The sequence below is a fragment of the Streptomyces sp. CA-106110 genome (assembly GCF_050936285.1).
Lineage (GTDB): Bacteria > Actinomycetota > Actinomycetes > Streptomycetales > Streptomycetaceae > Streptomyces.
The window spans coordinates 740,048-755,001 of sequence record NZ_JBNJNB010000002.1 but is presented as its reverse complement, the minus strand read 5'-3'; the positions used below and the strand labels follow the sequence as shown (position 1 = coordinate 755,001).

Sequence of the window (14,954 nt, the reverse complement as noted above, 5' to 3'; positions counted from 1 at the left end):
GTTGACTCGGTGGGTTGGGTCTTGGTGCCTGTGGGTCGGTGCACGCCCGAGGGCACAGAAGGGGCTGGGCCTGTGCCCGGCACCGGGCGCGCGGGTGCGGCGATCTCACACCTGAGGTGTGTCTGCCGCTGAGGTGTGTCTGCCGCACCCGCACCCGGGCCTTGGCGATCTGACCGACGGGCTTCTTGTGGCCGGTCAGGCGCCGCCTCGGGGTGCCGCGGGGGTCAGGGCAGCGTCGGTGCTGCCTGCCCCGGGTCGGTTACCCCCAGCCCCAGCCGCCGCCCCAGCCCCAGCCGCCGCCCCAGCCCCAGCCTCCGCCGCAGTCAGGCAGGCCTGCGTGGAGATGGCTGGCGCTTGCCACGGTGGTGTGCGCCGTGGCGGTGGTGTGCGCCGTGGCGGGTGCGGCCTGGGCGGCGGCGCCGGCGCCCAGGAGCGCCCCTGCGGCGGTTACGGCGATGGCCGCGACCTTGGTGATCTTCTTACTCGCTCGAAACACGACGTGTCCTTCCTTTCGGTGGATGAGCCTCGCTCCGGATCGGTGAGGTCGTGTTTCGAGTAAGCCCGAACGGGTCATGCGTCGTCACGCCACTGAATGCCGTGACTTGACACCCGCGAATGATCTTGATATAAGTCCGCGTCCCGCCCAGGCCAGCCCGGTGCCCAGCCCCGTGACAGCCCTGCTGGCCCTGGGACGGGCCCCTTGAGGCGCCGGCCCCGTAGACCAGCCGGACGGTCACCGCGACCCCGCCCTCCGCACCGGCCCCGGCGCTTCCGGTGGACGGCGGCCGCGTCCACTGGTGCCCGCCTCGGAACGGCCGTACATCGGCGGCTCCACGGACGGCACCGCCTGAGACCTGATCACGGGCTACAACGGCCTCGGCCGGGTCTTCGGCGGCAAGGGCAACGACGGAGGCGGCGGTGGCGGAGGCTTCTCCGGCTGCCAGCAGGGCAAGGGCAATGAAGAGCTCCAGACGTAGCCATCCGCACGAGCGTGCGAAACTGCTGCGCGGGAACCAACTCGTCAATTTGCTGGAGCATTTGACCATGTCGCCGTCGTTTGCGATCTTCCCGCTGCCGCTCATGCTGTTGGTGGGGACGCTCTGGCTCGCATGCGCTGTTCTCGGCGTGCATGGCTTGCTGCTCGGGCGGATGTCGGGCAAATGGCTACAGCGCCACGTTCGACAGCCAAGACTCTGGGGAGCGGGGGCGCTGCTTGTGGCGTGCGGTGGGTTCAAACACCCGTCGTTGGTCGTAGTCGGGATCGGCCTCATCGCCCTGGGCCATGCCGTGAAGCCAACGTCGTGATTACCCAAGGCCGAGATGTGAGGCCTTCGGCTGACGCCCCAGCGTTCCCCGTGGTTCCCCGCCCGATCTGGCACGCGACTGGCACGAGTGGCGAGCGTTCCGTCCCAGGTCAACGGGGCAACAGCTCTAAGAGCCCGTGAACAAACTGATCATTTCCGGTGCTTGGCGTCCTTCGTGCCCGCCAGGCGCCGGGACATCAGCATGATCATGGACCACTTGACCATGGCTTCATGGTGCTCGGGTAACCGTTCGTAGTCGCGTACGCAGCGGCGGCGCTGGAAGATCCACGACAGCGTGCGCTCAACCACCCACCTGCGTGGCAGTACCACGAAGCCCTTGACGTCGTCGTTGCGCTTGACGATCTCGATCGTGAGCTGGAGCTTCTTCTTGGCCCAGGTGACGAGTTTCCCGGCGTAGCCGCCGTCGGCCCAGACCAGGCTGATTGATTCGAAGAGGTCACGCAGGTGCGTCAGCGAGGGGCGGGCGCCGTCGCGGTCCTGCACGCTCGCGCTGGTGACCATGACGACGAGGAGCAAGCCGATCGTGTCCACGATCACGTGGCGCTTGCGGCCTGCCACCTTCTTGCCCGCGTCGTACCCGCGGCTGTCGGCGCCGACCGTCTCCGCAGCGCGTACCGACTGCGAGTCGATGATCGCGGCGGTCGGGTCGGTGTCCCGGCCCTCGGATCGGCGGACCTCGTCACGCAGGTCGTTGTGGATGGCGTCGACGCTTCCGTCCTGCCACCACCGGGTGAAGATGGTGTGCACCGTGCGCCAGTGCGGGAAGTCGCCTGGCAGGTTGCGCCACTTGTTGCCGTTGTCCGCGACGTAGAAGATCGCGTCCACGATCAGCCGACGGCAGTACTCCTCCGGCCGCCCGCCATTGCCGTCCAGCCATGCCGGCCACGGCAGTACCGAAGCGATGACCTGCCACTCCGCATCCGTGGTGTCTGAGGTGTAGCGGCGGGGCCGGGCCGGATGACGGCGACCGTGCCCGAACCGGCAGGCCAGGCAGGGGCAGTGACCTTGCCCGTCTGGGGTGACAGCGGTGGCGGCAGGGGCGTACAACGGCATGACAGGACCTCTTGGCGCGACTGGGCTTCGACACCGCAGTTGCTACCAAGAGGTCCTGGTCGTTCACGTCACTTCACCGATTCCCACCCGCCGACAACGATCAGTTTGTTCACGGGCTCTAAGAGTCATCCCGTATTGGGATGCCACCCGATCGGTTCCCGCGCAGGGATACCGCCGCGGGCTGCGGTGTTTCCTGCGCGGGCGGCTGTTCCGACGTGGTCCTTGTGCCGCTGATTCGCGGGTCGGGTCTCATTCGGGGTGGGCCGGTGCCGGTCGGTGGTGTTTCGTCGAGCAGAGGCCTGCCGGCCGGGGATTCCCGGACCGTGGGCTGCCGCGTGGGTGCGGCCCCTGCTGGGGCGGCCACCGCGCTGCGGTTGACTCGACAGGGCTTCTTGCAGCCCTGGTGAGAACAAGATCTGTGTGGTGCGGGCCTGGACGGTGTCCAGGCCCGCAGTGCTGGGATCGTCCGGGTTTTGAACCCGGACGTGCGCGGCGAGTGCGGCGGAGACCATGTCGCGGTCGGCGACCAGGCCGCAGGAGGTGCAGGTGTGCGCCCGGTCGGCGAGGCTTTTCCGCACCTGGTCGCCGCACAGGCAGGTCTGGGACAGCTTCGTGGTGAAGGTCGACGCGCGCAGCAGGCGGCCGCTGGTCTTCTCGCATTCTTTGCCGATCGCGGCGATGAGCCGGCCAGGTGTGGTGGCTTGCAGGGCGCGGCCCCACAGCCGGAACCAGGTGCGGATGTCGCAGTCCTCGACGGTCAGGTTGGCACCATGAGCGCCAACGATCCGCTCAGCGATTCGCCGTGCGCGGTGGTCTTTCGCTGCGGCGGTGGTGGCCGCGGCCTCGGCGAGCCTGGCCCGGTCAAGGCGGTAGCCGGCCGAGAGGGTGTCCCTGCGGTACGCCTGTTTTGGCACTCCGGCCTTGTTCGCCGCCCGCGCGCCGCCCGGAACGTGAACGTGCCGTTCCGGGAGTCCGGCGGTCTTGCGTCGTGCGGCTCGGGCCTGCCGGCGTTTCGACGGCGCGTACTGGCCTGGGTTGGTGGCGCGGCGGGACCGGTCGAGGGCACGTTTGCGGCCCCGTTCCTTGCGGCGGGCCTTTTCGAGTGCGGCCCTCTCGGCGTCGGTGAGCTCGACCCGGGTCGAGTGCACCTGTCCGTCTGCGGGGTCGAAGGTGTCTGGGAAGGAGACGACGGACAGGTTGGAGACGTTGCCGTCGATCCCACCGACCCGGTTCAGGTCGGCTGCGGCAGCCCGCCGGGCCTTCGTGGCTGGGGACGCGTATCCGCTGGTGAGGACCATCAGGTGCGCCTCGTATGCCCACCCACCAGGAGACGAGGCGTCTCGGCGGCGGACCAGGTCCACCGTGTGCCAGGTTTCTGGGTTGTTCAAGAAGTGCACCAGCCGCGGCCAGCGGCCGGCCCCGGAAGGCAGCCGCACGGGCAGGACGAGGTCGCCGCGCTGGGAGTCGGCGCCGCCGGTGAACACCAGGGCGAGCGGGCCGGTGTGGTCCCACCATGTCGCAGCCCGGGTTTTTGGTTTTCCCTTCGCGCTGACGTCGCCGGTCTCCACTCGGCGGGGCCTGGTGGGTTGGGGCATGCGCCGCGGTTGCGCGAGAACACTCGTGGTCGGCGGCAGCCCGGCTGCCTGCTCCGGGGTGGTGATGGCCTGGTCGAGGTCCCGGTGCCGGTAGGCGTCCAGATGCCCGGCAAGGGTGCCGTGCAGAGGGAACGTCTCCCACTTGCGGGCCGTGGTGTGCGAGCGGGCACGGCCGGGGATGCGGGTGTAGTCCCACCAGGTGCCGGTCCTCGGCCGCCCGAACCGGCGACCGGACTCATCGGGGAACAGGTGCCGACTGACGCCTTCCCACACCTCGTCGGCCTGATGCATCACCAGAGCTTTGGTGACGTGCCGGCCCAGATGCCGGGAGCGTTCCATGTGTCGGTACCCGCGGCGTTCCATGCCCGCACGGGACAGGCCCAGCTCGACACGCCACCCTTTCGCGTCGACATCGCGGCGCACGTCCCCGGCCCAGTACGCGTCGACCGCGGCCCGGGCATCGCGCTGCAGCGCGCGTTTGACCGACCACATCGCCCAGTACAGTTGCTCTACTCGCAACTGGCTGTCGAGTCTTCTCACCTCGAGCGGCAGCCGGATTACCGCGAGCTCGGTGCCGTCGCCACGCGTCCACCGCTTGCCTTTGTTCTTCCCACGGAACCGGCGGGCAGACACGTCAGAGGCAGATACCGGGTCGAGCAGCTCTGCACTCACGGCATCCCACCTCCTTTGTCTACGGCAACGGCGACGACCTGTCCGGAACTTGGCAGCTTCGGCAAGCAAGTCCAAAGCTACAGACGCCCACTGACAACGGCTGGGCGACGGACGTGCTTGGCGTTCTAAGGGCGCGCAGAGAATCAAGGTGTTGCTTCCGTGGATCTGGCTCGTTGATGTGATATGGCCATATCGCAGGAGACTCGTGATCAACTCTTTGTGAGATTAGCGGTGTTGGTTCCGCACCTGGACGAGCGTCAGCGCCGTCTGCTGATGGGAACCGAGGCCCGGATCCTGGGACACGGCGGGATCCGGGCGGTCGCGCAGGCGGCCGGGGTCAGCGAGACCACCGTCCGCAAGGGCGTCGACGAGCTGGAGGCGGGTGCGGAGCCTTCGGGACGGGTCCGCCGCCCCGGCGGCGGGCGTAAGAGGGCGGCCGAGGTGGACGAGGGGTTGCGTCCTGCGCTGTTGGCGCTGGTCGAGCCGGATATGCGTGGGGATCCGATGTCGCCGCTGCGCTGGACGACGAAGTCGACGCGCAAACTCGCCGGTGAACTCACTCGGCAGGGCCATCGCGTTTCGGCGGACACCGTCGGTGACCTGCTGCGCGAGGAGGGCTTCAGTCTGCAGGCCAACGCCAAGACGATCGAGGGCAGCCAGCATCCCGACCGCGACGCGCAGTTCCGCTACATCAACGAACAGGCCCGCGATCACCGAGACGCCGGGGATCCGGTGATCAGCGTGGACACGAAGAAGAAAGAGCTGGTCGGCGAGTACAAGAACGCTGGGCGTGAGTGGCAGCCTCAGGGCGAGCCGGTGCAGGTCAAGACGCACGACTTCCTCGACCGGCAGGGGCCGGGCAAGGCGATCCCCTACGGGATCTACGACATCACGGCGAACACCGGCTGGGTCAACGTCGGGTGCGACCACGACACCGCGGCCTTCGCGGTCGCTTCGATTGGCCGCTGGTGGCATGCCCGTGGCCGGCACGACTACCCGCATGCCGCACGGCTGCTGATCACCGCGGACGCCGGCGGCTCCAATGGCTACCGCACCCGCGCATGGAAGACCGAACTCGCAGCCCTCGCGGCCGAGACCGGCCTGCAGATCACGGTCTGCCACATGCCGCCCGGCACATCGAAATGGAACAGAGTGGAGCACCGGCTGTTCTCCCACATCTCCATGAACTGGCGCGGCAGACCGCTGACCAGCCACGACGTCATCGTGAATACCATCGCAGCCACCACCACCGGCACCGGGCTCCGGGTCGAGGCCGCACTCGACACCAACACCTACGACACCGGCATCAAAGTCACCGACGCCGAGATCGACGCCCTGGCGATGAGCAGGCACCGCTTCCACGGAGACTGGAACTACACGCTCCACCCCGCCGATGCCCCGCCCACTCCCGGCCCGAGGACGGATCCCGCGACCGTCGCCCGGCCGGCTGCAGCACCGGCTCGCATCGACGGCTCCATGCTCTGGGACCCTGAGCTGACCGGCATGACCTTCGTCGAACTGGACACCCTGCTCAACGATCTGATCCCTGCCCTGGCCGAACAGCGCGAGCGGCTCCGCCACGAGCGACGGGGCGGCGAACGACACCGAACACGCGGCGCAGGGGCCAAGGACAAGCTCTCCGACGCCGACCGGATCCTGGCCACCGTGCTCTACCAGCGCAAGATCGGCACCCATGACTTGCTTGCCCAGCTCTTCGGCGTCACCAGAAGCACCCTCACCCGCGCTGTCCAGGAAGTGCGACCCCTCCTGGCCGAGGCCGGCCACACGATCCCGCCGTCGACAGCCAGATTCCGCACCCCAACGGACCTGGCTACCCACCTCGACAGGTACGGCAACCAGCCACCAACGAAGATCAAACCAGCATGTTGATTCTCTGCGCGCCCTAAGGGCGCGCAGAGAATCAAGGTGTTGCTTCCGTGGATCTGGCTCGTTGATGTGATATGGCCATATCGCAGGAGACTCGTGATCAACTCTTTGTGAGATTAGCGGTGTTGGTTCCGCACCTGGACGAGCGTCAGCGCCGTCTGCTGATGGGAACCGAGGCCCGGATCCTGGGACACGGCGGGATCCGGGCGGTCGCGCAGGCGGCCGGGGTCAGCGAGACCACCGTCCGCAAGGGCGTCGACGAGCTGGAGGCGGGTGCGGAGCCTTCGGGACGGGTCCGCCGCCCCGGCGGCGGGCGTAAGAGGGCGGCCGAGGTGGACGAGGGGTTGCGTCCTGCGCTGTTGGCGCTGGTCGAGCCGGATATGCGTGGGGATCCGATGTCGCCGCTGCGCTGGACGACGAAGTCGACGCGCAAACTCGCCGGTGAACTCACTCGGCAGGGCCATCGCGTTTCGGCGGACACCGTCGGTGACCTGCTGCGCGAGGAGGGCTTCAGTCTGCAGGCCAACGCCAAGACGATCGAGGGCAGCCAGCATCCCGACCGCGACGCGCAGTTCCGCTACATCAACGAACAGGCCCGCGATCACCGAGACGCCGGGGATCCGGTGATCAGCGTGGACACGAAGAAGAAAGAGCTGGTCGGCGAGTACAAGAACGCTGGGCGTGAGTGGCAGCCTCAGGGCGAGCCGGTGCAGGTCAAGACGCACGACTTCCTCGACCGGCAGGGGCCGGGCAAGGCGATCCCCTACGGGATCTACGACATCACGGCGAACACCGGCTGGGTCAACGTCGGGTGCGACCACGACACCGCGGCCTTCGCGGTCGCTTCGATTGGCCGCTGGTGGCATGCCCGTGGCCGGCACGACTACCCGCATGCCGCACGGCTGCTGATCACCGCGGACGCCGGCGGCTCCAATGGCTACCGCACCCGCGCATGGAAGACCGAACTCGCAGCCCTCGCGGCCGAGACCGGCCTGCAGATCACGGTCTGCCACATGCCGCCCGGCACATCGAAATGGAACAGAGTGGAGCACCGGCTGTTCTCCCACATCTCCATGAACTGGCGCGGCAGACCGCTGACCAGCCACGACGTCATCGTGAATACCATCGCAGCCACCACCACCGGCACCGGGCTCCGGGTCGAGGCCGCACTCGACACCAACACCTACGACACCGGCATCAAAGTCACCGACGCCGAGATCGACGCCCTGGCGATGAGCAGGCACCGCTTCCACGGAGACTGGAACTACACGCTCCACCCCGCCGATGCCCCGCCCACTCCCGGCCCGAGGACGGATCCCGCGACCGTCGCCCGGCCGGCTGCAGCACCGGCTCGCATCGACGGCTCCATGCTCTGGGACCCTGAGCTGACCGGCATGACCTTCGTCGAACTGGACACCCTGCTCAACGATCTGATCCCTGCCCTGGCCGAACAGCGCGAGCGGCTCCGCCACGAGCGACGGGGCGGCGAACGACACCGAACACGCGGCGCAGGGGCCAAGGACAAGCTCTCCGACGCCGACCGGATCCTGGCCACCGTGCTCTACCAGCGCAAGATCGGCACCCATGACTTGCTTGCCCAGCTCTTCGGCGTCACCAGAAGCACCCTCACCCGCGCTGTCCAGGAAGTGCGACCCCTCCTGGCCGAGGCCGGCCACACGATCCCGCCGTCGACAGCCAGATTCCGCACCCCAACGGACCTGGCTACCCACCTCGACAGGTACGGCAACCAGCCACCAACGAAGATCAAACCAGCATGTTGATTCTCTGCGCGCCCTAACGGCTTGGTGCGCGATAGCTGACACCCCCTGCCTAGGTACGCGAACGGCCGTGCGGGACGATCATGATTGTGACGTCAGGATGGGCCCGCACGGCCTTGAGGCATCGTATCTGTACGGGGATCCCGCGCCGCCGCTTAAGCAAGCTGATTGTGGAGCTGGCCGACCCGTGGACGGCCCGTGAGGAGTCCCGGCTGCGCGAACGCCGAGGCCACGACCGGCAGCGCGCCGCAGGAGCCGGCCCCGACCACGAACTGGTCTTCACCGACCGGGTCATTGCCACCCTGGTCGTCCTGCGCTTCCAACTCCCGCACGCCGCCCTCGCCGTGTTCTACGGCGTGGACCGCTCCACGATCACCCGCGCCGTTCACGAGGTACGCCCCCTGCTCGCCGCCCGCGGTTTCGCTATCCCCGATGGCCCCGACCTGCGGCTTCGCTCCCTGGCTGATGTCTTCGCCTACGCCGCCTCCCACGGTGTGGAACTGCGGATCGACGGTACCGAGGTCCGTGTACGCCGCCCCCGGGCGAACAAGCCCGGCCGCCGGGCGTTCGTCTCCGGCAAGATGAAGCAGAACACCAAGAAGGCCAGCGTCATCAGCGACGAGAAGGGCCGCACCCTGTGGACCGGGGCCATCCGGCCCGGCCGTATGCACGATCAGACCGCGCTGAAGACCGAAGGCATCTCGGACCTGTTCGAGCAGTTCCCCCAGGTGAAGGCCAAGGTGGACGCCGGATACCGAGGCCTGGCCAAACAGTTTCCCAACCAGGTCGAAGCCCCGCCGCTGAAGCCGAAGAAGGATTCCCCGCCCGAAGAAGTAGCTGTCTGGGAGGCCGCTCGCAAGAAGCAGTCCTCCGAGCGGATTCCAGTCGAGCACGCCAACGCCGAGCACAAGCAGTGGCGGTCCCTCCAGCGCTGGATCGGACGCCGCGAGTACTACGACGAGACCCACCTGGCCATCGCCAGCCTGGTCTCCGACCGCACCGCCGAGCGGTGATCATCCACCAGCCAACCCGCCAGGCCAACACGACCCGACCTCAATCGCGCACCAACTCGTAAGGTGCCCTTATGCGCCTGACTCTGGCCCGCTGCACGAGCGTTGAACTCCGCGCCTGGACCGGGCTCACCGGGCCACAGATGCAGCACCTCGTCGAGCAGCTGTGGGAGCGGAGACCAGACGTCGACCACGGCCGGAACTGGGCGCTTGCGTTCCCCGACCGGGTCCTGCTGCTCGTCCTCGCCTACCGGACCAACCTCACAATGCAGCAGTTGGCGTCACTGTTCGAAACAACCGACTCCACCGTGCACCGCGTGATTTCCCCTCTCGCACCGCTCCTTGGGGAACTCCTGGGGCCGCCCCCGGGTGACCGGCGGGAGCTGTGGGTCGTCGACGGCACCCTCATCCCCGTCCACGACCACACCCACACCGCGAAAAGCAAGAACTACCGGCACAGCGTCAACGTGCAGGTCGTCTGCCGGGCCCAGGATAGACGCATCGTCGCACTCGGTGACGCATGGCCAGGGAACCGCAACGACATCGTCGTCTTCCGGGAAACTCTCGGCCGGACCCTTCCAGCTCACCCGCGGCTCGCCGGCGACGGCGGCTACCGCGGCTGCGCTCACATCAGAACACCACGTCGCGGACCAGACGGCCGCATCATCAAAGATCGGACCTACAAACGGTTCCGGAAACGGCGAGCAGTAGCCGAACACATCATCGCACGCCTCAAAGACCATCAAATCCTGCGGCAATGCCGCCGCCGCGGCGACGCCATCAACCACGCCGTCGCCGGCGTCGCGGCGCTTCACAACCTCAAGATCGACATCAGCTAACTGAAGCCCCGGAGGTGGTGAGGCACGCACCGAACCGCATTACGGGATATCTCTTAGGACCACCTAAGCTTCCCAAGCTGAGAGCGCGAGTTCGCTTCTTGTGACTCGCTTTAGCGGAATCCCCACGTCATGCACGGGGGCTCTCTGTTGTCTGAACAGGTGGGCGAGGGGGTGTGTCAATTTAACGGCTGATCTTGGTTGTTGAGCGGTCAGTTGTTGCTCGGGGTCAGGCGGCCCTCGAAGGCGATCTGGAAGGCGTTGAGTGGGGCCTTCCAGCGCATGGTCCACCGCTTGCGGCCCTTCCCGGTCGGGTCCAGGCTCATCAGCGCCATGTAGATGCACTTGAGGGCGGCGGCCTCGTTGGGGAAGTGTCCGCGGGCGCGAACGGCCTTGCGTATGCGGGCGTTGACGCTCTCGATCGCGTTCGTGCTGCAGATGACCTTGCGTATCTCGACGTCGAAGGAGAGGAAGGGCACGAACTCGGCCCAGGCGTCCGACCACAGCTTCACGATCGCTGGATACTTCTGGCCCCAGGACTCCTGGAACTCCAGGAACCGCTCCGTCGCCGCGTCCTCGCTGGGAGCGGTGTAGACGGGCTTGAGGGCCTTGGCAACCTTGTCCCAGTCCTGGCGGGCGGCGTAACGGAACGAATTCCGCAGCAGGTGAACCACACACGTTTGGACAATCGTGCGAGGCCAGACGGTCTCCACGGCCTCGGGGAGGCCCTTGAGTCCGTCGCAGACCAGCATCAGCCTCGATTGTTCTGCGGCGTGACGGCCTCGCCATGGGCGGCTGTCTGCCCGTTATGTCCCGTGCCGTGTCGGGGTGGGCCGTCGCATGACGCTGCGGGGGCGTCGGGTTCCACGGACCCGAGGGTGGTGCGGGTCTTCTCCTTCCTGGTCCTCGTCGGGGTGGTGACCAGCCGTCAGGGGGCGGCCGGGAGTTCGGTGGTGCGCTGCCAGGCGGTGGCGAACGCGGCCGCCCATGGCCAGGTGCGGTCGAGTTGGAGGGTGCGTCGGCGGGCATGGGCGGTGAGGCGGGCGGGCAGGTGGTACAGCTTCATCCGGATCGTCTCCGGCTCGGCACCGGCCAGCTCCGGCTCGTCATGCAGGAGGAGGAGTCGCATCCAGGCGTCGAGGTCTGCCGCGAGGGCGGCGGCCAGGATCCAGGCGGCGTTGAGCTGCCAGGACTTCGAGGGCAGCAGGGCGAGCCCGACCCGCTTGATTGCTTTCACGCGGTCCTCCACCTCAGCGTGATCGCGATACAAGGCATCGACGAACCACATCTGCCCGGAGGCTGGCACCCCGGAAAGCCCGTGGTGGGCGGGGATGTTGGTGGCGATGATCTGGTAGCGCCAGCCGGTGCGCTTCTCGAAGGCGGTCAGCTTCTTCGCATCCCGGCGCGAGGGTTTTACCCGGCGCACGATCAGCCGCATCCCCTCGGGCCAGCCGGTCAGGTCGCGCACCCCGGTCAGCTCGGCGACCTGGTAAGACAGCCACTCGCCGTCGGGGCCCTTGATCTCGTGCACCTGGCCGTCCTGCCGCAGCGCGCAAGTCCACACCTGCTCGGGCAGCAGCGCGATCGCCCGCTCGTCCGCGGTGTTGATCGCCCAGCCGGTCACCCAGCGCACGCGGCGCCGGCTGGTGGTCAGCGCCTGCAGGTGCTCGAGGAGGGCGTGGCTGAAGGCCGCACCGTCGATCCGGATCAGCAGCTTCGACCATATGGGCAGCGGTAGCTGGCGCAGAGCTGCGGCCAGGACGCTCTTGTGGTCGGCGACGTCGTTGGCGGCGGCGTTGCCACACCGCAGTAGCATCGCCGCGCACTCGCGGGTATTGGCCACCCACGCCCCCAGCGGATGATGCCCATAGCTGCCTTTGAACGTGCCGGCCGCCCCCTCCTTTCGGCTGCTGCAGGTCACGATGGTCGCGTCGAGATCCAGGACGTACCAGCCGGCCAGCTCCCGCCCGCACACCGAGATCCAGGGAAAGCCCCCGGGGCGCAGGGCGAGCATCGTCCACACCACGCGTCGTATCGCAGCGCGGACGCGCTCAACCCGCGCCGCCGCCGGGCCGTCGATCGCCTCCAGGGCGCGGCGCAGGGTGCTGTCTGAGATCGGGCGCGGGAACAATCGCCGCCAGTGGTGCTGGAGTTGTTCGGCCTCCAGGACGTTGGTGGCGCCGAGCATGATCGCGCAGGCGAGCATGACCAGGGCCTCGCCGCGGTCACGCCAGCCCGGCCCGGTTCCCTGGGGCAGGGCTCGGGCCAGGGCCGTGGTCAGTCCGGTCTTGTCAGCGATCCTGCGCAGGAGCACGACGCCGGCGTGCCCCACGAGGTTGCGGTCGTCGGCCCGCACGCCGAGCCGGTGGTCCCAGCGGGTACTCTTCACCTTCCGGGTGCCTCTTCCTCGCGACGTTCTTGATCTAGGCAATCCAGATCATCGCAGGTGAGAGGCACCCTTCTGCTGTCAGGGCGTCAGTTCCACTTCATAGCTGAATACATGAGGTCAGCACGTCGTCCAGGCCGCGGTTCTTCAACTCGGTGAACACGTGCAGCCAGTACTTCGCGCCCTCGCCGCCGTCACCGGCCCAGATGCCGAGGATGTCGCGGGTGCCGTCCACGGTCACGGCCATCACGACGTAGATGGGGCGGTTCGCGACCTGACCGTCGCGGATTTTGACATTGATAGCGTCCACGAACAGGACCGGATAGACGCGGTCGAGCGGCCGGTTCTGCCATTCGGCCATGCCGTCCATCACCTTGTCAGTGATGGTGGAGATGGTCTGCTTGGACACCTCGGCGCCGTACACCTCGGCGAGATGAGCCGATATCTCCCCGTGGGTGAGACCCTTCGCGGACAGGGACAGCACCATCTCGTCGACACCGGTCAGGCGGCGCTGCCGCTTCTTGACGATCTGCGGCTCGAAGCTGCCGGCGGTGTCGCGGGGCACCTTCACCTCCACCGGACCGATGTCGGTCAGTACGGTCTTCGCCCGGGTGCCGTTGCGGCTGTTGCCGTTGTTCTTCCCGGCCGGATCGTGCTTCTCGTAGCCGAGGTGATCGGTGATCTCGCCTTCCAGGGCGGACTCCAGCACCCGCTTGGTCAGCATCTGCAACAGCCCGCCCTCGCCAGTCAGTTGCAGTCCCTCACTACGTGCCCGGTCAACGAGCATCGCGACGAGCTGTTCGTCCGACGCGGCCGATGGCGTCGCATTGCCTGCCGACTCCTCCACGGACCCTTGCTCCATCGTCATCTCGCTCACGTGGCGTCTCTCCCTTGATCAGCAGATCCGCCGTTGATTAGACACTCCCGGGCGAGGCGCGCAGCACATCAGCCCCGGACTTTCGGCCGGCGACTCCTCCAGGAGTCGCATCTCCTCTCCGCAGGCAGAGTGCAAGCGCGTGACGTCGTTCAGCGTCGTACAGCTCCCAGTTGAGGGCGGTCTTTCAGCCCGGCCGGGGGCGACGTAGGTCAGAGACAACTGCAATCGTCACGTGCCGACGCTTGCCTTCCGATGCGATCTTCACGAGGGGTTGGTATGCGACGGGTGTTCTCAGTGGTCGGCGCGGTAGTTCTGACTGCTCTCGTCAGCGCGTGCTCGGGGGAGGGCTCGCAGCCGAAGGCCGAACCGGCAGTGCCAGCGGCGGAGATGAAGTCCGTGGAGAAGATTGAGGGAAACACCGACGTGCCCGCATGGGTCACGAGCCGCACGTTTCCTGGTCTGACCTACGTCAAGTACAGCAAGTACCACGACGCATCGGCCGAGGAGCTCGGCGGCGCGCTGACGGAGTTGGGTGCCGACGCCGATCCTGCGGACGCCGTCAAGTACTGGGAGGAGCACGGGATCTCCTCCGTCAAGGAAGCGGAGTTCGAGGCGCACGTTACGGAGGGGAACCTCATGGAGCTGTGCAAGTTCGCTCTCGGACGACTTCCCGAGCGAAGCGTCGTACTCATCCGTAACTTCGACTCGGACACCGAAGTCAGCGCCAACATGGACATGGGCGAAGGTGACGCCCCGGGCAGCTGCAAGAAGCCGTAAGGGCTGGGAGTAATCGCTCAAGCTCCGGGTGCTCCTCAACTCTTCAGACATTGGCCGGGCAGGTCTCGCCTCCACGCCGGTCGGGGTCCACACCCTCGCGTCGGAGCCCCGATCTTGGGTCGCTCGGCGAGCTCATCGGTTCTTAGCGCCAACAGGCTCACCAATTGGATGAGCGAAGCGTAGTGAACCTGTGGCAGAGCGCTGCGCGCACGCCCGGCGCCCAGGCGACGTCGGGCACCCTCCTCGGTCGGGTCTTGCGGCCCGGTCGACCAGCGTCCGGAGGGACGTGCCACGCGGGCTGGCGGCTCCTGTCGTTCAGTACCAGGGCACGAAGGCGATTGGCTCCCAAGGCTGAGTAACGCTCAGGCTCGCTAAGCCAATCAGAGACGCTCTACAGCAACGAAGTACAGCAACCGCAGCGACCGACCCCGTCCGATAGCGTCCCTCTGGGGCTGTAAAGCAGCCGGTACGACCGTTCGCGACCCATCCACATAGAGCTACGGATCAGAAGGTGCCGTGCCCCATCCGTGCCCGATCGCACGGGGAACCACGGGGAATCGCGGTGGCGGACGGGCGCCGCCCGGCACGATGGCCCCCGACCATCTCTCTACTGGTCAGGGGCCGTTCACCTGCGCGGTGGGTGTGGGATTTGAACCCACGGTGGCTTGCGCCACGACGGTTTTCAGGATCGTCGACAGTCAGCCCCTTACGCCCGGGCTTCGTCCCCGCCGACCTCGTCCTGCTCCAGCTCGAGCACG

At 67.4% G+C, this 14,954-nt stretch carries 10 protein-coding genes and 2 pseudogenes; 6 read left to right on the top strand and 6 right to left on the bottom strand.

What is annotated here, in order from left to right; translation table 11 throughout:
* Positions 1-259: 259 nt before the first annotated feature.
* On the bottom strand, positions 260-496 hold the full coding sequence (locus ACQEXA_RS61035) for a hypothetical protein (RefSeq protein ID WP_433135276.1): 237 nt from the start codon (positions 494-496) through the stop codon (positions 260-262).
* A gap of 461 nt (positions 497-957) precedes the next feature.
* Between ACQEXA_RS61035 and ACQEXA_RS61030 the strand changes: the two genes are divergently transcribed.
* Positions 958-1,305, top strand: a complete 348-nt coding sequence (locus ACQEXA_RS61030) for a hypothetical protein (RefSeq protein ID WP_432941666.1) — start codon at positions 958-960, stop codon at positions 1,303-1,305.
* 149 nt (positions 1,306-1,454) lie between these two features.
* Here the strand turns inward: ACQEXA_RS61030 and ACQEXA_RS61025 are convergent, their stop codons facing one another.
* Both ACQEXA_RS61025 and ACQEXA_RS61020 read right to left on the bottom strand, forming a co-directional pair.
* Positions 1,455-2,378 (bottom strand): IS5 family transposase, encoded by a 924-nt coding sequence (locus tag ACQEXA_RS61025; RefSeq protein ID WP_432929601.1) that lies wholly within the window; start codon positions 2,376-2,378, stop codon positions 1,455-1,457.
* A gap of 125 nt (positions 2,379-2,503) precedes the next feature.
* Positions 2,504-4,645, bottom strand: a complete 2,142-nt coding sequence (locus tag ACQEXA_RS61020; RefSeq protein ID WP_433135275.1) for a transposase — start codon at positions 4,643-4,645, stop codon at positions 2,504-2,506.
* A gap of 183 nt (positions 4,646-4,828) precedes the next feature.
* On the opposite strand from ACQEXA_RS61020, the gene ACQEXA_RS61015 reads away from it, so the two are divergent.
* The 4 genes from ACQEXA_RS61015 to ACQEXA_RS61000 all read left to right on the top strand — a co-directional run bounded on the left by ACQEXA_RS61015 (position 4,829) and on the right by ACQEXA_RS61000 (position 10,159).
* Positions 4,829-6,535, top strand: coding sequence for an ISAzo13 family transposase (locus tag ACQEXA_RS61015; protein ID WP_433128026.1), 1,707 nt, complete (start codon positions 4,829-4,831; stop codon positions 6,533-6,535).
* A 71-nt stretch (positions 6,536-6,606) separates the two neighbouring features.
* The gene (locus ACQEXA_RS61010; protein WP_433128026.1) at positions 6,607-8,313 is read left to right on the top strand and encodes an ISAzo13 family transposase; all 1,707 of its coding nucleotides are present in this window, start codon (positions 6,607-6,609) and stop codon (positions 8,311-8,313) included.
* A gap of 80 nt (positions 8,314-8,393) precedes the next feature.
* On the top strand, positions 8,394-9,323 hold the full coding sequence (locus tag ACQEXA_RS61005) for a transposase family protein (protein WP_432922089.1): 930 nt from the start codon (positions 8,394-8,396) through the stop codon (positions 9,321-9,323).
* Positions 9,324-9,394: 71 nt separating this feature from the next.
* On the top strand, positions 9,395-10,159 hold the full coding sequence (locus tag ACQEXA_RS61000; protein ID WP_433135274.1) for a transposase: 765 nt from the start codon (positions 9,395-9,397) through the stop codon (positions 10,157-10,159).
* A 209-nt stretch (positions 10,160-10,368) separates the two neighbouring features.
* Here the strand turns inward: ACQEXA_RS61000 and ACQEXA_RS60995 are convergent.
* The 3 genes and pseudogenes from ACQEXA_RS60995 to ACQEXA_RS60985 all read right to left on the bottom strand — a co-directional run.
* Positions 10,369-10,905 (bottom strand): annotated as a pseudogene (locus ACQEXA_RS60995) (IS256 family transposase); the annotation flags it as partial.
* 179 nt (positions 10,906-11,084) lie between these two features.
* Positions 11,085-12,545, bottom strand: coding sequence for an IS1380 family transposase (locus tag ACQEXA_RS60990; protein ID WP_433135273.1), 1,461 nt, complete (start codon positions 12,543-12,545; stop codon positions 11,085-11,087).
* A gap of 124 nt (positions 12,546-12,669) precedes the next feature.
* Positions 12,670-13,329: pseudogene (locus ACQEXA_RS60985) on the bottom strand (IS256 family transposase); the annotation flags it as partial.
* Positions 13,330-13,815: 486 nt separating this feature from the next.
* On the opposite strand from ACQEXA_RS60985, the gene ACQEXA_RS60980 reads away from it, so the two are divergent.
* The gene (locus ACQEXA_RS60980) at positions 13,816-14,196 is read left to right on the top strand and encodes a hypothetical protein (RefSeq protein WP_433135272.1); all 381 of its coding nucleotides are present in this window, start codon (positions 13,816-13,818) and stop codon (positions 14,194-14,196) included.
* Positions 14,197-14,954: the final 758 nt, after the last annotated feature.

What these genes read in the sequence shown, in the direction of transcription:
- ACQEXA_RS61010 (WP_433128026.1), top strand. Translation starts at nt 6,607, where the DNA reads ATGGCCATATCGCAGGAGACTCGTGATCAACTCTTTGTGAGATTAGCG.
- ACQEXA_RS61025 (WP_432929601.1), bottom strand. Translation starts at nt 2,378, where the DNA reads ATGCCGTTGTACGCCCCTGCCGCCACCGCTGTCACCCCAGACGGGCAA.
- ACQEXA_RS61000 (WP_433135274.1), top strand. Translation starts at nt 9,395, where the DNA reads ATGCGCCTGACTCTGGCCCGCTGCACGAGCGTTGAACTCCGCGCCTGG.
- ACQEXA_RS61015 (WP_433128026.1), top strand. Translation starts at nt 4,829, where the DNA reads ATGGCCATATCGCAGGAGACTCGTGATCAACTCTTTGTGAGATTAGCG.
- ACQEXA_RS61005 (WP_432922089.1), top strand. Translation starts at nt 8,394, where the DNA reads ATGATTGTGACGTCAGGATGGGCCCGCACGGCCTTGAGGCATCGTATC.
- ACQEXA_RS61030 (WP_432941666.1), top strand. Translation starts at nt 958, where the DNA reads ATGAAGAGCTCCAGACGTAGCCATCCGCACGAGCGTGCGAAACTGCTG.